The sequence below is a fragment of the Hymenobacter sp. CRA2 genome (assembly GCF_002007105.1).
GTDB lineage: Bacteria > Bacteroidota > Bacteroidia > Cytophagales > Hymenobacteraceae > Solirubrum.
In genome coordinates this window covers 90145-108553 of record NZ_MVBC01000001.1, presented here as the reverse complement: position 1 = coordinate 108553, position 18409 = coordinate 90145, and the positions used below count along the sequence as shown (strand labels likewise).

At 63.2% G+C, this 18409-nt stretch carries 16 protein-coding genes and 1 tRNA gene; 9 read left to right on the top strand and 8 right to left on the bottom strand.

What is annotated here, in order from left to right; all coding sequences use genetic code 11:
- Window positions 1-64: 64 nt before the first annotated feature.
- From B0919_RS00415 to B0919_RS00400, 4 genes are all read right to left on the bottom strand, one after another.
- The gene (locus B0919_RS00415; RefSeq protein ID WP_078010219.1) at window positions 65-736 is read right to left on the bottom strand and encodes a porin family protein; all 672 of its coding nucleotides are present in this window, start codon (window positions 734-736) and stop codon (window positions 65-67) included.
- Between the two features lie 159 nt (window positions 737-895).
- On the bottom strand, window positions 896-1606 hold the full coding sequence (locus tag B0919_RS00410) for a porin family protein (protein WP_254846431.1): 711 nt from the start codon (window positions 1604-1606) through the stop codon (window positions 896-898).
- A gap of 189 nt (window positions 1607-1795) precedes the next feature.
- The gene (locus tag B0919_RS00405; RefSeq protein ID WP_078010218.1) at window positions 1796-2542 is read right to left on the bottom strand and encodes a porin family protein; all 747 of its coding nucleotides are present in this window, start codon (window positions 2540-2542) and stop codon (window positions 1796-1798) included.
- 162 nt (window positions 2543-2704) lie between these two features.
- Entirely contained in the window at window positions 2705-3463 is a 759-nt protein-coding gene (locus B0919_RS00400) for a porin family protein (RefSeq protein WP_078010217.1), read from the bottom strand.
- A gap of 169 nt (window positions 3464-3632) precedes the next feature.
- Here B0919_RS00400 and B0919_RS00395 point away from each other — a divergent pair, with 169 nt between their 5' ends.
- Together B0919_RS00395 and B0919_RS00390 are read left to right on the top strand one after the other, a co-directional pair.
- The gene (locus B0919_RS00395; RefSeq protein WP_078010216.1) at window positions 3633-4748 is read left to right on the top strand and encodes an acyloxyacyl hydrolase; all 1116 of its coding nucleotides are present in this window, start codon (window positions 3633-3635) and stop codon (window positions 4746-4748) included.
- 130 nt (window positions 4749-4878) lie between these two features.
- Complete coding sequence (locus tag B0919_RS00390) at window positions 4879-5571, top strand: hypothetical protein (RefSeq protein WP_078010215.1); 693 nt, start codon at window positions 4879-4881, stop codon at window positions 5569-5571.
- Window positions 5572-5681: 110 nt separating this feature from the next.
- Here B0919_RS00390 and B0919_RS00385 read toward each other — a convergent pair whose 3' ends face one another.
- Window positions 5682-5882, bottom strand: a complete 201-nt coding sequence (locus B0919_RS00385) for a 30S ribosomal protein THX (RefSeq protein ID WP_254846430.1) — start codon at window positions 5880-5882, stop codon at window positions 5682-5684.
- Window positions 5883-6215: 333 nt separating this feature from the next.
- Between B0919_RS00385 and B0919_RS00380 the strand changes: the two genes are divergently transcribed.
- From B0919_RS00380 to B0919_RS00350, 7 genes are all read left to right on the top strand, one after another.
- Window positions 6216-6288: transfer RNA gene (locus B0919_RS00380), tRNA-Lys, on the top strand.
- Between the two features lie 355 nt (window positions 6289-6643).
- Window positions 6644-9670 carry a PAS domain-containing protein gene (locus B0919_RS00375; RefSeq protein WP_078010213.1) on the top strand — a complete coding sequence of 1009 codons (3027 nt, stop codon included), beginning with the start codon at window positions 6644-6646 and terminating at the stop codon, window positions 9668-9670.
- Window positions 9671-9946: 276 nt separating this feature from the next.
- Window positions 9947-10339: a hypothetical protein gene (locus B0919_RS00370; RefSeq protein ID WP_078010212.1), complete on the top strand. Its 393-nt coding sequence runs from the start codon at window positions 9947-9949 to the stop codon at window positions 10337-10339.
- A 152-nt stretch (window positions 10340-10491) separates the two neighbouring features.
- Complete coding sequence (locus tag B0919_RS00365) at window positions 10492-11550, top strand: sensor histidine kinase (protein ID WP_078010211.1); 1059 nt, start codon at window positions 10492-10494, stop codon at window positions 11548-11550.
- The gene (locus tag B0919_RS00360) at window positions 11528-12259 is read left to right on the top strand and encodes a LytR/AlgR family response regulator transcription factor (RefSeq protein WP_078010210.1); all 732 of its coding nucleotides are present in this window, start codon (window positions 11528-11530) and stop codon (window positions 12257-12259) included. The genes B0919_RS00365 and B0919_RS00360 overlap by 23 nt, the downstream gene beginning before the upstream one ends.
- A gap of 228 nt (window positions 12260-12487) precedes the next feature.
- Window positions 12488-12772 carry an acyl carrier protein gene (locus tag B0919_RS00355; RefSeq protein ID WP_078010209.1) on the top strand — a complete coding sequence of 95 codons (285 nt, stop codon included), beginning with the start codon at window positions 12488-12490 and terminating at the stop codon, window positions 12770-12772.
- A gap of 131 nt (window positions 12773-12903) precedes the next feature.
- On the top strand, window positions 12904-15324 hold the full coding sequence (locus B0919_RS00350; protein ID WP_176132785.1) for a mechanosensitive ion channel domain-containing protein: 2421 nt from the start codon (window positions 12904-12906) through the stop codon (window positions 15322-15324).
- 175 nt (window positions 15325-15499) lie between these two features.
- On the opposite strand, the gene B0919_RS00345 is transcribed toward B0919_RS00350, so the two are convergent.
- The 3 genes from B0919_RS00345 to B0919_RS00335 form a co-directional block, all read right to left on the bottom strand.
- On the bottom strand, window positions 15500-17038 hold the full coding sequence (locus B0919_RS00345) for a YifB family Mg chelatase-like AAA ATPase (RefSeq protein WP_078010207.1): 1539 nt from the start codon (window positions 17036-17038) through the stop codon (window positions 15500-15502).
- A gap of 188 nt (window positions 17039-17226) precedes the next feature.
- Window positions 17227-17814, bottom strand: a complete 588-nt coding sequence (lpcA, locus tag B0919_RS00340; RefSeq protein ID WP_078010206.1) for a D-sedoheptulose 7-phosphate isomerase — start codon at window positions 17812-17814, stop codon at window positions 17227-17229.
- A 9-nt stretch (window positions 17815-17823) separates the two neighbouring features.
- A complete protein-coding gene (locus tag B0919_RS00335) occupies window positions 17824-18270 on the bottom strand; it encodes a hypothetical protein (RefSeq protein WP_078010205.1) in 447 nt (148 codons plus the stop codon).
- Window positions 18271-18409 lie beyond the last annotated feature (139 nt).

Here is an 18409-nt window from a genome sequence, read left to right as displayed (position 1 = left end):
CGGCTACTGCCGGAGAAGTGAATCCCGCCGCGCAAAAGCGGGGCGGCGGGCAGATGATGGCGGCTTACTTGCCGCCGAACAGGTAGCCCACGTACAGCTGAAACACCGAGTTGCGGGCGTTGCGGAAGTCGTCGTTTTGGTAGCCGTCGTCGGCAAAGTCCGTGAAGGAGCCGTTGTAGCGTAGCCCGATCATGGGGCCGCTATCGGCTTGAAAGCCCACGCCGGCGGCGTAGCCTATTTCCGTACGCTTCACGTTGTCCAGGTCGCTGTATTTCTGAGTGGTGCTCACCGGGTTGCCGTTGCGCGTAAACTTCACGTCGTCCTTTACGCTGAGCAGGTAGCCTACCTGCGGTCCCAGCTCGAAGAACAGGCCGTCAGCGTTGATCTTGAAGAGCACCGGCACGTCTATGTAGTTGTAGTTGACCTTGCCGGTGTACTTGTACCGGTCGCCGAGCAGGGTAAACTCCGTATCGGCGTACTTGAAGCCTTTCTGCGAAAACAGCACTTCGGGCTGCAAGGACAAAAAGCCGTCGTCGAGCAGGCCGATGTTGAGCACCAGGCCGCCGTGCGGGCCAAACTTGCTCTTGTACCGGTCTTCATCGGTGACGTCGCCGGCCAGGTTGGAGTAATTAGCGCCGGCTTTCAGGCCGAGGCGAATTCCCTGGGCGTGCGCGCCGGGCGCCGCTGCCAGGGTGGCTCCCACCAGGAGAGCCGCGGCTAGGAAAGCGTGTTTCATTGCCGTGGGTAAGAGTTGGATGAAAGATGCACCGGGCGGCAACGCGCCGATGTCGGTCCTACAACGCGAAATTGCCTTGCGGGTTGGCCCGGCGGCCGGGCCCGACAAATACGCCTGGCTTCCGCAGTGGAAGCCAGGCGTATGGAGTTTGTAGCCTGCTTATTTGCCGGGGAAGAGGTAGCTCAGCGAGAGCTGAAAGGCCGAGTGGCGGGCGTTTTTCAGGTCGCCGCCGAAGTACGTATCGCCGTTGTCGGCCTTCACGAAGTCGCTGAAGGCGCCGGTGTAGCGCAGCCCGATGCCGAGCCCGTTATCGGCCTGGTACCCCACGCCGGCCACGTAGCCCAACTCGCTGCGCTTCAGGTTGCTCACGTCTTTGCGGTCGGTGCTTTCGAAGGTCTGCGGCGTGCCGTTGGGCTGCGGGGTGCGCGTCAGCTTGGTTTCGTCGTTGGCCGAAAGCAGGTAGGAGTACTGCGGTCCAGCTTCCAGGACGAGGCCGCCGGCTTTGATGCGCGCCAGCACGGGCACGTCGAGGTAGTTGAAGTTGACTTTGCCCTCGCGCTTTTCGGTGTAGCCCACGCCCAGCAGGGTGTTGGTGTACTCCGTCGGCTTGTTCTCGAAGCCCTTTTGCGAGTAAAGCACCTCGGGCTGAATGGAGAAGAACCCGTCGCCGGTGAGGTCGGCATTCAGGACCACGCCGCCCATGAAGCCCAGCTTATTGTTGTAGGTATTTTCGTTGCGGATGTTGCCGGCGAGGTTGGTGTAGGCACCCCCGGCGCGCAGCCCCAGACGGATGCCCTGGGCGTGGGCCGAAGGGGCCGTGGCCAGAGCGGCCAGGGCCAGCGCAGAGTAAGCTAAAACAGCCTTTTTCATGGTCAAAAGCCAGTTTTGTGAAAGTGTGAGGTAAGATGCTGTGCGGGGCGTAATACTATAAACGTGCCAAGGCCGGTTGGATAATCTCACTACGGCCCGCCGGATTAGCTTAGGGCGCAGGTACTGTGCGACAAAAAAATGGGCCGCCCCGTGAGGAGCGGCCCATTGGCAAAAGGCTGGAAACGGGGCTTAGCGGCTGCCCAGGGGCAGTAGGTAGCCTACTTGCAGGGTGAAAGCGTTGTTGAAGGCCTTCGGCTCGTTGTCGGAGTCTTTCGTATCGATCAGCGAGTTGAAGCCGCGGGCGTAGCGCAGGTTCAGGCTCAGGCCGCCTTCGGTCATGTAGCCCACGCCGGCCACGCCGCTGATGTCGAACTGCGCGAGGTCAGATTTGTAGGCCTCGTCGCGGCTAACACCAGTATAGTCCAGGAAGTTGGAACGCGACTCGTCCTTCACCTTGGTGCCGTCTGCACGCTTCTCGGTGTATTGGGTCTTGGTGCGCGAACCAAACAGGTAGCTCACTTGCGGGCCCAGCTCAAAGAACAGGCCGCCGGCGTTGATGCGCGCCAGCACCGGAACGTCCAGGTAATGAAGTACCCGCTGCTGCTCCTGTTCTATTTTGGCCACGCCGGTGGGCAAGCCCGTAGTGGTTTGCGACTGAATCTCGTAGCCCTTGCGGTTGTAGAGGATTTCCGGCGCGATGGAGAAGAATCCATCGTCGCTGATGGGGACCTGGAAGGCCACGCCAGCGTTGTAGCCGAACTTGTAGTCCCCGAGGTCGGAGCTATAGTTCGCGCCGGTAATCTGCTGGACGTCGTCGCCCGAGATGTTGGAATAAGTCGCGCCTGCTTTCAGACCGATGCGGAAGCCGCCGGGGGACTGAGCGTGCGCAATGGAGGCGGTAGCCAGCGCCAAGGCGCAAAGGGCTAGTTTTTTCATGACGAAACGGGGGTTGGGGTGGGTGGATTTCGCGTGAGCCAGCTCCTCAATTGCACTCTTCGAATGCGAAACCAGTGCTTTTTACTGCTAAACCCTATCCAGTGTTACAACAAGCCCTAAAAAATAACCTTCCGCCCGCCTTGTGCCCTGCGCCGGAGCCGCTTAGCGCTTACCCACCGGCAGCGAGTATCCGGCCTGCAAACTCAGCGTGCTGTTGTAGACTTTGATCTGCTCTAGGTCGTCGCCGCTGCTATCGAGGAAGCTGCGGAAGCCGCGGCTGTAGCGTAGGGTTACGCTCAGGCCGCTGCGGGACTGCAGGCCCAGGCCGACGACGCCGCTGTAATCCAGCTGGCGCAGGTCGCTCTTGTAGGATTCGCCCTGCAGCGTGTTGGTGAAGTCGGGGAACTGGTTGCTGCCAGTGGTGGTGACGTCGCCGTTGGCAGTGGCCGTCAGGGCCACGTCGGAGCTGGCCTTGGCGCCTTGCAGCCAGCTGATCTGCGGCCCGAGTTCGAAGAAGAAATTCCCGGTTTTCAGGTGCGCCAGGATGGGCAGGTCGAAGTAGTGGAGGTAACGCTTGGTCTGGTACTCGATGCCCCGGCTACCGCTCGGCAGGGTGGTAATGGTCGAGTTCGAGGGCGAATTGACGTGGTAGCCGCGGCGGGTGTACAGTACTTCCGGTGCCACCGCAAACCAGCCGCCGCCGCCCACCGGGATGCTGAAGGTGAGGCCAGCCGAATAGCCGACCACGCCGCGGGCCCGGGAGCTGGTGTACTGCGAGCTGGCAATATTTTTCACACCGCCGCCCACGGCGTTGGCGTAGGTGGCCCCGGCCTTCAGGCCAAGGCGGAAACCATTCGGGTCCTGGGCCTGCGCCAGCGGGGCCGCCATCAGCAACAGGGCAAGAGGGGTAAGGTATTTCATAGAAGCAAGTACAAGCAGCCGTAACTGCCCCAAGGAGTGGGGGCGGCCGCTAAACGGTTGCAAGTTAGGGCTCCGGGCCGGCCTACCCGATACCGGGCAGTTTCTTTCGGCCAGACAACGGCCCAACGGCGCGGGCTAGCTACTTTTGCGGGAGTTTGCCCGCCTGTCTATGTCGCTCAGTACCCGCTTGTTTGTGTTGTTGTGCGGGCTCGGTGCCGCCGCTCCGCTGCGTGCGCAGCAGGCCGATGCGCCGGCCGGGCCGGCCGAGCCTTTCGTGGTAGGCGTGTACGCACAGGGCGGTTTCATCATTGCCCACTCGCCGCGCGTCAAGCACCTCGTCACGGCTCACCCCACGGGGCTGGAGTTGAACCTGCAGCGCCAGCTCACGGGCCGCGCGCCCTGGCACGCGTGGTACCGCTACCCCAAGGTGGGCCTGGCCGCGGTGTATTATGATTACCACAATGCCACGCTGCGCCGCTCCTTTGCCGCCAGCGTGTACCTGAGCAAGACCTTCTGGCGCACTGCGCGTCAGGACCTAAGCTTCCGGCTGGGCACGGGCGTGGCGTACTTTCCCTTTCCCTTCGATCAGCGCACCAACCACAAGAACACCTTCGTCAGCTCGCACCTGAACGCCACCATTCAGGCCCGGGCCGAGTACGACGTGGCCCTGACGCCCAAACTGGGCCTGCTGCTGGGCATGGGCCTGAACCACTACTCCAACGGGGCCACGGCCAAGCCCAACCTCGGCATCAATGTGCCGACGATGCTCGTGGGGCTGAACTACCACCAGCAGCGCCACTTCACGCCGCTGCCGCGCCCAGCCGACGACCTGCCCGCCGACGTGGGCCGCAACTTCCTCAACTTGAGCACCAGCGTGGGCGTGAAGCAGCGCAACGAATCCGACCACCGGCTGTACTGGGTAAACTCCGTAACGATGGCCGGCGGGCGGCGCCTCAACCGCAAAAGCAACCTGCTGCTGGGCGCGGAGGGCTTCTACGACCGCAGCCTGCTGGCCGAGCAGCGCGACACTGCCCGCAGCGGCGACAAGCTGCCCGACGTGAAAAAGGCGGGCGTCTTCATCGGCCACGAGCTGCTGCTGGGCCGCCTGGCTTTCGATACGCACCTGGGCTTCTACCTCTACAATCCCTACAAGTCCAACAAGTTCTACTACGAGCGGGTGGGGCTGAAATACCACTTCACCGAGCACCTGTTCGGCGCCGTGGACCTGAAGGTGCACCGCGGCGCGGCCGACGTGCTGGAGTGGAAAGTAGGCGTGAAGCTGTAGCCGCGCGGGGCGGTTCGGTAGCGGCCCGCCACGGTTCATCCGCGGCATTCGACGGTTGGGTAACGGCCTGTTGCCGGGCGGTAGGAGGGCGGCGTATGTTGCCGCCACTTACCGCTTAGCGCCTACCGCCATGGATATCGAAACCTTCCTGCACCTCAACCGCTGGCTGCACATCGGCTGCGGCATGATTGGCTTTTTTGTGGCGCCGGCAGCGCTGGCCACCCGCAAGGGCGGCCCCGCGCACCGGTTCTGGGGCCGGGTGTTCTTCTGGGCTATGCTCACGGCCGGCCTTACGGCCATCGTTGCGGCCACCTTCAAGGGGCTTACCTTCCTGATGCTGACGGGTATTTTCTCGCTCTACCTCTCGTACCTCGGCTACCGCGCCCTGTACCAGAAGCGGCTCAGCCGTGGCCAGGCCCCGGCCCTGTACGATTGGGTGGGCTCGGGCCTAGCCCTGCTTGTGTTCATTGCCACGGTATGCTATGCGGTAGTTACCCGGCAGATTGTGCCGGGCGTGTTTGGCCTGATTGGTACCCGACTGGCCCTAACTGAATTGCACAAGCTGCGCCACCCCGAGCAACTAGCGCCCAACCGCTGGTTTTTCGACCACATGCGCGGCTTCATCGTTTCGTACATCGCCGCCGTTTCGGCTTTCTCGGCTACTTCATTTACGTTTCTGCCCATGGAAGTCCGCTTCCTGTGGCCCACCGTGGTAGGCGTGCCGCTGATGGTGTACTGGGTCCGGCAGTACCGGCAGCGCTTTGCCCAGGGCCGTCAGCCTGCTGACGTGGTGCCGGTGCGCATTCAGGCCGAGCCGGCATAATAAGTAGCTGATCCTGACCACGGCGCAACAACGGCTGCCGCCCGGTACACAAACGGCGCGGCCGCTCCGGATGGAGCAGCCGCGCCGTTAAGAGAGTAACCTTTCGGGGGTTACGAAGCGGCTGCGGCCGCAGCTGGCTTGGCCGTGGTGTTCTTCTTCGCGTCGGGTTTGTGCGGCCGGCGTTTCCCGAAGGAGCCCTTTCTCAGTTTGCCGCGGCGCGACTTTTTATCTCCTTTGCCCATAGCTGCAAATTGGTTAAAACGTGATGAGAAGAGAGACACGAAGCCGCGCAGCCAGCCGGTCAGGGCCAAGCGCTTAGCTTCCGCTCAGCTGTACGCAGCCCGCTGCCGCAAGTTCGCGGCACATGCGGCTGACTACTGCCAGCCCCTCGTAGATAAAGCCGGTGTAGAGCTGCACCGCAAAGAATCCGCTGCGCAAAGCTCTCAACTAATTCCGGGAGTCCCGGCGGCCGTCAGCGGGCTAAGGGCGGCTTTGGGTAAAAAATATTGAGCTGATAATAAGAGCAATACTTTTCGGACGGGGCTGAATCAGCTGGTATTTGTAACGGAGGGTTGCAATATCTCGTCTCGCCTACTACTTTTGCCGTCCCTTTCAACGAAATCAACGCTTCGCGGAAAGGCCCTGATTCTGTAGCTCAGCTGGTAGAGCAATACACTTTTAATGTATGGGTCCTGGGTTCGAATCCCAGCGGAATCACTGAAAGCCTCGTTTGCAAGCCGCAAACGGGGCTTTTTGCTTTTGCCCTGTTGGGCGCGGTGCCTATTTTGGGCAGTGCCGTTGAGGTAGTGGCTGGCAGCAAGACGCTGGAATGGGGGTACGCACTTGATTGACAGCTTCGTTCGGTTAAGGCGTTTTCCGCTTGGCGCGGGTGCCGAATGCACGCACTGAATTTTATCTTTGGGGAAGCCCTTAAGCCTGTCCGGCTTCGCTCACCCGATGCTACCGTCTCGCAAGGGCGACGCGGTTTCGGCTTCGGGCTGCGGTCATACGTATTTTCGTATAGTAAATTCCGCCCTGACGCATTCCCACTATCCCGTTTCGCAGTTCATCCATGCCCGCACCTGCTGTCCAGGCTACCCATACCAGAGATTTGCCCACCTGGCTGCCCTTCGACGAGATGCTGTGCGAGGTCCTCGACGTCTCGATAACCGGGTTGATTTTCTACGCTCCCATCTACGATCCGGCCGGTTCCGGCAGCATCGTGGACTTCCGTTTCGTGTACCTGAACCCGGCGGCGCAGCGCATGATGCGCATGCCCGCCCGCCCCACGCTGACGCACCTGCAGCAGTGGCCCCACAGCAAGGAGCACCGCGCGTTTGAGTTTCACGTGGAGGCGTACGTTACCGGTGAGCCACGCAGCTACGACGTCAATTACCAGGCCGATGGTTACGACAATTACTACCGCCTCACGGCCCGGCGGGCGGGCGAGGGTCTGCTGGTAAGCTTTACCGATACGGCCGACCAGCCCCGCACCCCCGTGGAAGTGGCCCTGCGCGAAAGCCAGGCGCGGGAGAAGGCCGCCCGGGCCGAGGTGGAAGCCCAGCGCCAACAGCTACAGAGCATCTTTCACCAAGCCCCGGTCGCCATTGCCCTGCTTGATGGCCCCGACTACCGCATTGCGCTGGCCAATCCCCCGGTGTGCGAAATCTGGGCCCGCACGCAGGCGCAAGTAGTGGATCTGCCCCTGTTCGAAGCCCTGCCGGAGGTGCGCGGCCAGGGCCTGGAAGAGTTACTGGAAGGCGTTTTGCGCACGGGCCAGCCTTACGTGGGTACGGAACTGCCCATCCAGCTGCTGCGCCACGGCCGTTTCGAGACGGTGTACTTCAACTTCGTGTACCACCCCCAGCAAAACGAGCAGGGTGATACCGTGGGCATTCTGGTGGTGGCCAGCGACGTGACCGATATGGTGCTGGCCCGGCGGCGCGTCGAGGAACAGGAGTACCAAACGTCCCAGCTCAACGAGGAGCTGGCCGCCGCCAACGAAGAAATCCGGGCCAACAACGACGAGCTGGCCCACAGTCAGTTTGACCTGCAACGCCTGAATCAGGAGCTGGAAGCCCGGGTGCAGGAGCGCACCCGGGCCGCGCTGGCCCTGCAGGCCGAGGTGCTGCAGGCAGCGCAGCGCCAGGCGCAGGAGCGCGAAACCTTCTTTCAGATCTTCGCGCAAACGCCCGCCAGCATTGCCCTGCTGCACGGGCCCCAGCACCACTTCGCGTACGTCAATGCGGCCTATCAGGCGCTGTTTCCGGGGCGCGAATTGGTGGGCCGGCCGCTGGCCGAAGCGCTGCCCGACGCGGCTGCGCAGGGCTTTCTGGACTTGCTCGACGGCGTGTACCGCAGCGGGGAAACCTTCTTCGGCACGGAGCTGCCGCTGGCCATTGCCCAGCCCGGCGGCAGGCAGGCGAAGCAGACGTACTTCACGTTTACGTACCAGGCATATCACGAAGAGGGAGAGGTCGTGGGCGTGTCCATCTTTGCGTATGACGTGACCGAGCAGGTACGGGCGCGGCAGCAGCGCGAATCCCTGCAGCAGCAGCTCCACGACTTGTTTATGCAGGCCCCGGCCCCCATTGTCATCCTCGACGGGCCCGAATTGGTGTATCAGCTGGTCAACCCGGCCTACCAACGCATTTTCCCGGGCCGCGAGTTGCTGCACCATGCCTTGCTGGAGGCTTTGCCGGAGCTGGCCGACTCGCCCATCCCCGAGATGTTGCGGCAGGTGTACGAAACGGGCCAAACCTGCATCGTGCAGGAGCTGCCGCTGATGCTGGCCCGCCACGAAGGCGCGCCCCTGGAGGAAGTCATTTGCACCTTCACTTACCAAGCCCGCCACAACGCGCAGGGAGCGGTGGATGGCGTATTCGTGTTTGCCCAGGACATTACGGCCCAGGTGCTGGCGCGGCGCGCAGTGGAAACGCGCGAAGCCTCGTTCCGGCTGCTGGCCGATAACGTACCCGGTACGCTATGGGTCACCGACGCCGACGGACAGTGCACTTACCTAAACCAGCGCTGGTACGCTACCACCGGCCAGACCGAAGCCGAAGCCCTCGGCCTGGGCTGGGCCAATGCCGTGCACCCGGAGGACGCGCCGGCCGCACGGGCCGAGTTTATCCGGGCCAATGCCCAGCGTCAGCCTTACCGCGTACTCTTTCGCCTCCGCCAGCACAGCGGGCAGTACCGGTGGGTGACGGATCATGGCCTGCCGCGCTTCAACGAATCAGGCCTGTACGAAGGCATGGTGGGCACCGTCATCGACGTGCACGAGCAGAAGCTGGCCGAACTGGCCATGCAGCGCCTGACCCGGAAGCTGCGCACCTCCCGCGACGAAGCCCAGGCCCTGAACACCGAGCTGCAGGACAAAAACCAGCAGCTCACGCGCACGAACGTGGATCTGGACAACTTCATTTACACGGCCTCGCACGACCTGAAAGCGCCCATCAGCAACATCGAGGGCCTGCTCTACCTGCTGCGCGGCGAGCTGCCGGAGGCGGTAGCGCAGGACGAGTACGTGGACGCCACGCTCACGCGCATGCTCGATTCGGTGGAGCGCTTTAAGCGTACCATTGAGCACCTGACGGAGGTATCCAAGCTGCAAAAGGAACATTCCCCGCCCTCCACGGCCGTGGAGCTGGCCCCCATGGTGGAGGAAGTGCGCCTGGACCTGGCCTCGCTGCTGCAGCAGGCCAATGCCCGCCTGCACGTGGACGTAGCAGGCTTGCCGGCCGTGCTGATTTCGGAGAAGAATCTGCGCTCGGTGGTGTATAACCTGCTCAGCAACGCCGTGAAGTTCCACGCCCCCGGGCGGCAGCCCGTTATTCGGGTGCAGGGCCAAGTCGATGCGGGCTACACGGTGCTGGAGGTGCAAGACAATGGGCTGGGCATCGACGACGTGTATCTGCCCAAGCTCTTCACCATGTTTCAGCGCTTTCACGACCACGTGCAGGGCACCGGCGTGGGCCTATTCATGGTCAAGCGTATCGTCGAAAATGCGGGGGGGCGCATCGAGGTCCGCAGCGAGGCAGGCGTGGGTAGCACGTTTTCCGTTGCGCTGCCGCACGTGGTAGGGGCTAAGGCCTAGGCTGGAGCGTATTATTCCCGGGCCCGGCCGCCAGTCAAGTGCCGATTGGCGGCCGGGCCCGGGGCTATAGATGGAATGCCGGAGTTGGTCGAGAAAACGGCCGGGCTAAGCGAAACGAATTCCGGCCGCCGGGTGGCCCCGCCAACTTTGCGGGCACAAAACGGCGGTACTGTCGCTGCCCGAAAGCTACCAAACCTCTTCTGAGCATGAACACGACGTGGTTGCGCAGCGCCTTGGGCGCCGCATTGATTGCCGCCTTGCAAGTAGGTACGGCCAGTGCTACGCCGGCTGCCGGCCACGGCTGCCGGCCAGCAGGCACCCGTGGCCGGGCGGCGGCAGGGCCCGCCGCCCGGCCGTGGCCCCGAGCAGCGCCTTGACGAGTTGGCGACGTCCCTGAAGCTGAGCACGCAGCAGAAAATCGAGGTGAAAGCCATCCTCCAAAATCAGCGCCAGCAGATGGAGGCCCTGCGCAGCACCGGCGACCGGGACAAAACCCGGGACGGCCTGCGCGGCTTGGAAAGCGACACCGATGCCAAGTTGAAAGCGGTGCTTTCGGCGGAGCAGTACAGCAAGTATCTGGCCCAGAAGCCGCAGCACGGCCCCGGCGGCAAAGCGCCGAAAGGCGGCAAACCCGGTAAAGACCCCAGGACGAGCAAAGCCAGCAGCTAAGCGCGGCGCGTAACTGGTTCGGTCGGGCACAGGTTAGGGAGAGTGAATGTGCCCGGCCGGGCCAGTCGACGCCGCCACGGCGCTGCGGCTTGCGTATGCTTACCAACGTGATTTGAACCGGCGGCGCTTCGGGCCGCCGGTTTTGCTTGCTTATGGCTCGATTCTTCACCCGGCAGCGGCTGCTGCACTTACTGGTCCACTTGGTGTTCTGGGCGGCGCTGCCGTTTTTGCCCTGGGTACTGCTGCAGCAGCAACCGCCGCACTTCAGCTTCTGGCGCACCGTCGCGCCCATTGTCCGGCTGGCCGTGCTGTTTTACCTGAACTACTGGGTGCTGATTCCGCAGCTGCTGGCCCGGCGGCGCGTGGTGGCCTACCTGGGCGTGGTGCTGGTGCTGATTATCGGGCTGCACCTGCCCATGAGTCTGCACTGGCTGGGCATCGGTACGCTGCCGCCGCTGCGGCCCGGCACGACCCTGGCCGACCGCCAGCAGTTTCAGGCCGTGATTGTGCTGGTGACGGTGTTTGTGTGGATGGTGAGCAGCGGGCTGCGTATTACCAGTGAGTGGTTTGAGAACGAGCGGGCCCGCCGGCAGATGCACAGCGACAAGCTCGCGGCCGAGCTGGCGTTTCTAAAGTCGCAGGTCAGCCCGCACTTTCTCTTCAACACCCTGAACAACATCTACTCCCTGGCCCAGCTGCGCTCCGAGGATACGCCTGAGGCCATTCTCAAGCTGGCCCAGCTGATGCGCTACATGCTCTACGAGGCCAACGACCCGCGCGTGCCCTTGGAACAGGAAGTGGAGTACCTGCACAACTACGTGGACCTGCAGCGCCTGCGCCTAGCCGACGACGTGGAAATTGAGTTTGTGGAGGAAGGCCCGCTCGCCGGCAAGCTCATCGAGCCCATGCTGCTGATTCCCTTCGTGGAAAACGCCTTCAAGCACGGCGTGAGCTACCAGCACCCCTCCGCCATTCGGATGCTGCTGCGCGTGACGGGCAACGAGCTGCTGTTCCGGGTGCAAAACCGCCGCTTCCCCGTGGCCCCGCCCGCCACGGCCGCCCGGGACTCGGGCATCGGCGTGCAAAACGTGACGCAGCGGCTGCACCTGCTCTACCCCGAGCGGCATCGGCTGCACATCGAGCAAACCGACGACGAATACCTTGTAACCCTTACTCTAGCCCTGCACCATGCTGCGCTGCCTGTTAGTTGACGACGAACCCCTGGCCCTGCGCCTGCTGGCCGGCTACGTCGAGCGAATTCCTTTTTTGGAGCTGGTAGGCACCTGCCGCAGCGCCCTCGAAGCCATGGAAGTGCTGCAGCGCGAGCCGGTGGACGTGCTGTTTCTGGACGTGCAGATGCCCGACCTGACGGGCGTGGACTTCGTGCGCACCATCCGGCCCAACGCCGCCGTGGTTTTCACCACGGCTTATAAGCAGTACGCCGTGGATGGCTTCGACCTCGACGCGGTGGACTACCTGATCAAGCCCATTCCCTTCGACCGGTTTCTGAAGGCGGCCACCAAAGTGCAGGAGCGGCTGCAACCGCTGCCGGCACCTGCCCCACCGCCCGCTCCGGCCCCGGCGCCTGCGCCGGCCGAGGAGTACATCTTCGTGAAGGCCGACTACCACACCCAGCGCGTGACGCTGCGCGACATTCGCTACCTGGAGGGCCTGAAGGACTACGTGAAGATTCACACCGGGGCAGGCAAGCCGCTGCTCACGCTCAATTCCCTGCGCGCTTTCGAGGAACGACTGCCGGCCACGGAATTCGTGCGCGTGCACCGCTCCTATATCGTGGCGCTGAGCTGGATCGACTCCATCCGCAAAAACCGCATCTACATGGGCGACGTGGTCATTCCCATCGGCGACGCCTACGCCGAGCCGTTTCACCAGCTCATCGAGCAGCGCAACATGCACTGAGCGAACGAATGCCCTTAGGGGTGAACCCAGCGGAGGCCCAAGCTCGGAAACGGCGGGCGTGAACAAAAAGCAGGAATTCACCCGGTTTTCCGGGGCGTTGGTAGAAAGTTTTTCCGCTCGTTCGGCTGCCCGTCTACTTTCGATAGCGCCTGTCCCCGAGCCGGCCGCCTGATTCGCCACCGTGCCCGCCGCGCCAACCACCGCGGGGGCTCCCAACCACTCCGCCCCATGCACGCCACCTTGCAACTCTCCGTGCAGCAACAACTCCAGGAACTGCTGCCCGAGCTTCGCGCCGATGCCTCGCCCACGCTGCATCTGCACAACGATTTGGGCCTGGACTCGCTCGACGTGGTAGACTTGGTTATCAGGCTGGAGCGGCACTTCGGCGTGGAGCTCCCCGACGTGGAAATCGGCAGCTGGCGCACCCTGGGCGACGTGTACGAAACCATGGCGCGGCACGTAATCGGCAGCGCCGCCGCGTGGTGGCGCCTGAGCCTGGGCTTCTTTCAGTAACCAGGCATAAGCCCTGGTAACTTGTTGGGGCGCGGCTCCGGGCCGATATTGCCGGGCCGTTGCCGTCTTTCTCACCGATGAACCATTGCGCCCTGCGCTGCCTGCGGGCAGCTGCGCCGGCCGGCTTGCCCATGCCCCAGACTTCCCTTACCCGACTTGCCGGCCGCACCCGGCAGCCCCGTGCCGCGCGCATGTGGAGTGATTACCCTGATTTTCTTTGCCGCTTAGCACCGCCCGGCTGGCTGTTGGCCCTGCTGCTCAGCGGTTTGCTGATGTCTCTCGGCGCTCAGGCGCAGGATTCTACCAAGGTCCAGCCCGCGGCGCCCGTCGTCACGGAAGAGGATGCGGCTCAGCGCGTGGAGCAGGCCTACCTCGTGCTGGGCCGCATCAGCGGGGGCGCCCGGCGCGGCGCCGATACCGAGGACCTGGCCGAAGAGCTGCCCGAGGTGGAAGCCAACCTCAAAACCATCCGGCAGAACCTCACCCAGTACAGCAGCGTCATCAATCTGAAGCAGGTGCGCATGTTTCAGGTGTTGCTCGCCGATATGCAGGCCGAGTTGGGCGCGTGGCGCGCCGATCTGGCCGACCAGGGCAAGCGCCTCGCCCGCATGCAGACGCAACTGGACTCGCTGCGCCAGCACGCCATTCTGCCCCAGTCCGATACCACCACGTCCTTGGGCCGCAGCACCGCCCGGCTGGAGCGCAAGCAGCAGCGGGCTAGTCAATTGCTGGCCCGCAACCAGCGCAGCGTCACGCAGCTCCAGACGCGCGTGTCCGATGCCTACATTCAGGCCCTAGAGCTGCAGGACGAGGTGCGCGAACAGACGCGCCGCTTCAGCCGCCGCAGCTGGGCCCCCGTCAATGCCCCGCTGTGGCGCGCGGCCGGCGCCGACGCCCGCAAGCAGGCCGCCGCGGGCCAGTTGGTGCGCGAGTCCTACGCCAGCCAGCGCCGGCTGCTGCGCTATTACTTCGGCGAAAACTGGCATTTCGGGGTGTGGATGCTGCTGCTGGGCGCGGGCTTTTTTACCTGGGTATTCCGCAATTTTCGGGCAGTGAACCGCGCCAAGGAGGCCCCTGCACCCGAGGAGCAGCCTTTCCGCTACCTGCGCCCCCTGCCCATAGCCGCTACGCTGGTGGTGGTGTTCAGCGTGGCGCCGTTCTTCGATTTGAACCCGCCCGCGGCCTACACCGATTTGCTGGAGCTGCTGCTCGTCGTGTCGCTGAGCGTGCTGTTTGGGCGCACCTGGCCGCGCCGGCAGTTCTGGTATTGGCTGGCCATCGTGGGCTTGTTTTTCGGTCTCACCTTCGTGTACGCCAGCAGCGAGCCGGGCCGCGGCCTGCGCTGGGCCATGCTGGTGCTGAATCTGGCGGCCGTGGGCATAGGGCTGGAGCTGCTGCGCGAGCTGAAGCGGGGCCCCAAGCTGGCGGCCTTCGTGCCGCCGGTTATCTGGCTGTTCGTGGGGCTGAATGTGCTGGCCGCCCTCTGCAATTTCACCGGGCGCTTGAGCCTGGCCAAAGTCTTCAGCAGCAGCGGCATTCTGGGCCTGACGCAGATTATTTCCCTCTCGGCCTTCGTGCGCCTGCTCACCGAGGCCTTTCACCTGCAGATGCAGCGCAGCCGCCTGGCCGGTGGGGTGGCCGTGCGCTTCCACTTCCAGAAAATCGGGCAGGGGCTGCGCCTGGTGCTGTCGGTGCTGGTGTGCGGGCTGTGGCTGATGAACTTCCTGACCAACCTGAACATCTTCCGCCCGATTTACCGCTTCTTCGACGAGTTGCTGACTGCCCCGCACTACATCGGCAGCATCACCTTCACCTGGGCCAACATCCTGCTCTTCTTCCTCATTATCTACGTTTCCATCCTGCTGCAGCGCTACGTGGGCTACTTTTTCGGTGAGACGGACGAGGAGTTCAACGCCGACCCCGAAGACCGGCGCGGCTCCTGGCTGGTGGCCATCCGGCTAGTGCTGCTGGCCGTGGGCTTCCTGCTCGCCACCATGGCCTCGGGCCTGCCGCTGGATAAGATTACCATCGTGGTCGGTGCGCTGGGTGTGGGCGTAGGCCTGGGCCTACAAAACATCATCAACAACCTCGTCTCGGGCATCATCCTCATCTTCGAGCGGCCCTTCCAGGTGGGCGACTACATCGAGGTGACCGGCAAAACCGGCCGCGTGAAGGACATCGGTATCCGCGCCAGTAAGCTCATTTCGCAGTCGGGCTCCGAAATTATCGTGCCCAACGGCGACCTACTTTCGGGCCACGTCATCAACTGGACGCTGAGTAACAACCACATCCGCACGGAGCTGAACCTGAAGCTGGCCCCCGGCACTGACCTGGACACGGCCAAGCAGCTCATCACCGACGAAATCCTCGCCAACCCCAACACCTTGCAGAAAGTGGCGCCCGAAATCCTGCTCAGCAGCGTCACCGGGCAGGTCTACGAGCTGAAGGTGCTCTTCTGGATCAACAACATCCGGCAGGAACAGGTGCTCAAAAGCGAAATCCTGGCCGGCATCAGCCGCCGCTTCACCCAGGCCGGCATCAAGCTGAACTAAGCAGCTGCAACGCCGCACACCCCAAAATAGAACGTCATTCCGAGCTTGTCGAGGAATCTCGCTTTTAGTCAGATGGTCAACTCCTCGTTGAACGAGAGAAATGCTATCAGACGTCAGCACGCGAAATTCCTCGGCTACGCTCGGAATGACGTTCTGCTTTATCGGCAATGTGAGCTTACCCGGCCCAGCCTTCGCGGTCGAGGGAGCGGTACTGAATGGCTTCGGCCAGGTGCTCGATGCGGATTTCCTCGGCGCCAGCGAGGTCGGCGATGGTGCGGGCTACTTTCAGAATCCGGTCGTAGGCGCGGGCCGAAAGGCCGAGGCGCTCCATGGCCGTCTTGAGCAGGGTGCGCCCCGCGGGGTTGATCTGGCAGATGTCCTTCACCATCTGCGAGGGCATCATGGCGTTGGAGTGGATGTCGGGGAAATCTTTGAAGCGCTCGGCCTGCACCTGCCGCGCCTTGTCCACGCGCTCCTGAATGTTGCCGCTGGTCTCGGCCCGGCGCGTTTCGGTCATCTGGTCGAAGGTCACGGGCGTTACTTCCACGTGCAGGTCGATGCGGTCCAGCAGCGGTCCGCTGACCTTGTTCAGGTACTTCTGCACCACGCCCGGGCCGCACACACAATCCTTTTCGGGGTGGTTGTAGTAGCCGCACGGGCACGGGTTCATGCTGGCAATGAGCATAAAGTTGGCCGGAAAATCGATGCTGACCTTGGCCCGCGAAATCGTTACGCGGCGCTCTTCCAGCGGCTGGCGCATTACCTCCAGCACCGTGCGCTTGAACTCCGGCAGCTCGTCGAGAAAAAGCACGCCGTTGTGAGCCAGTGATATTTCGCCGGGCTGCGGATTGCCCCCGCCGCCGACCAGGGCCACGTCGCTGATGGTGTGGTGCGGAGCGCGGAAGGGGCGCGTGTTCAGCAGCGAGGAGTTGGTGCCCAGCTTGCCGGCTACGGAGTGAATTTTGGTGGTTTCCAGCGCCTCGTGCATGCTCAGCGGCGGCAGGATGCTCGGCAGGCGCTTGGCCAGCATGGTCTTGCCCGCGCCGGGCGGCCCGATCATGATGACGTTGTGCCCACCGGCCGCGGCTATTTCCAGGGCCCGCTTGATGTTTTCCTGGCCCTGCACGTCGGCGAAGTCGGCGGCGTACTGGTTGGCCGAGTGCTGAAACAAGTCGCGGGTATCCACCTGTAGCGGCGGGATTTCCAGGCGGCCCTCCACGAAGTCGATGGCCTCCTGCATGGTGCTCACCGGGATGACGTCGAGATTGTTGACGATGGCCGCTTCCTGCGCGTTTTCCTTCGGCAGAATAAAGCCCTTGAAGCCCTCCTTGCGGGCCTGAATGGCAATGGGCAGCACCCCTTTGACGGGCCGCAACTCGCCGTCGAGGGCTAGCTCGCCCATGATGATGTACTCACCCAGGCGCTCGGTGCTGATTTGCTGGGAGGCGTGCAAAATGCCTAAGGCAATGGCCAGGTCGTAGGCCGAGCCTTCCTTGCGGATGTCGGCCGGGGCCATGTTCACCACCACCTTGGTGCGCGGCATGTGGTAGCCCCGCACCCGCATGGCGGCTTCGATGCGCTGCTGGCTTTCCTTGATGGCGTTGTCGGGCAGCCCGACGACGAAGAACCCCATGCCCTGTGATACCACCACTTCAATAGTAATAGTGAAGGCATTGACGCCCTGCACGGCCGAGCCGTAAGTCTTGGTAACCATTGGGATAGATAAGCGAGAAAAGAAGGGGACGAAGATAAGCAAGAAGCGGCGCGCTGACGCAAGAAAGGCCGGCACGCTTTCCTGGTAAAAGCAAAGGACCTTGCCACTGCAGAACGAGTCGTTTTGACGATGCTCGTTCACGCGTGAGAAGGTCCTTCGCCGTTGGCTCAGGATGACAATGGAGGAAGCTACGCAGCCACCAACTGCTCGATGAGCATAATCATGATGTGAATGGCCTTGATGTGGATTTCCTGGATGCGGTCGGCGTAGCCGGCGTGCGGCGCCCGGATTTCCACGTCGGCCAGGGCAGCAAGCTTGCCGCCGTCTTTACCGGTCAGGGCGACTACCTGCATTCCAGCCTCCTTAGCGGCTTCGGCGGCGCGCAGGATGTTGGGCGAGTTGCCGCTGGTGCTGATGGCCAGCAGCACGTCGCCGGGGCGGCCGAGGGCCTGCACGAAGCGGCTGAACACGTAGTCGTAGCCGTAGTCGTTGGCCACGCAGCTCATATGCGAGGCTTCGGTGAGGGCAATGGCCGCGAGGGCAGGACGGTCCTGGCGGTAGCGGCCGCTCAGCTCTTCGGCGAAGTGCTGAGCGTCGCACAAGGAACCGCCGTTGCCGCAGGTCAGGATTTTGCCGCCTTGCTGCAGGCTATGGGCCATGAGCCGGGCGGCCTGTTCGATGGACTGGACGTGCTGCGGATCGGAAAGGAAACGCTCCAGCACGCTGCGGGCTTCGGTGAGTTCAGCCCGGATGAGGTCGGTGAGGGTATCTGCCACGCGGCAAAGTTACACCAGCGGGCGGTCAGTGGGATGGGGGCCGGAGTCGGTGGGCCGGTCGTCGGCGGTGTAGGAGGCGGGCGGGGGCGTCATGGCGCCGCGCGGAATGGCGCCCGGCGCCGGCTCGGGGCGAGGCACGGTGGTAGCTGTGGTACGGATGTCCCGGTCGCGTTGCTCCAGCTGCTGGTCGTAAAGCTTGGCTTTGAGCTCGTTGACTTTGGCCTCGTGGCGGGTAATATCGCGGCGCAGGCCCATACCGTGGGCGTTTTCGGTGAGCAGCTGTAGCAGTAGCAGGCCAGCCCCGATCAGCATCATGACATACCAGAAATCAGCGGGGTTGTTGTTGCCGGTTATGCTCATCATCGCGTCGCGGGCGCCAGTCGTGATGGCGAAGAGCAGGGCGAGCAGCAGGTAAATCATCACCAGCACGGTGACTATTCGGCGGAGGGCTAGCATGGGGAAGGTAAGAGTGGGTGTGGAGGCGGCCGGCAATGGGTACCGGCCGCGAAATATACCCCTTTACGGATGTAAGCGCCTTGTGGTACGTGGAGCCGTGTGCTGCGACGACATTTGCGCTGTGTGCGGCGGGCCATGC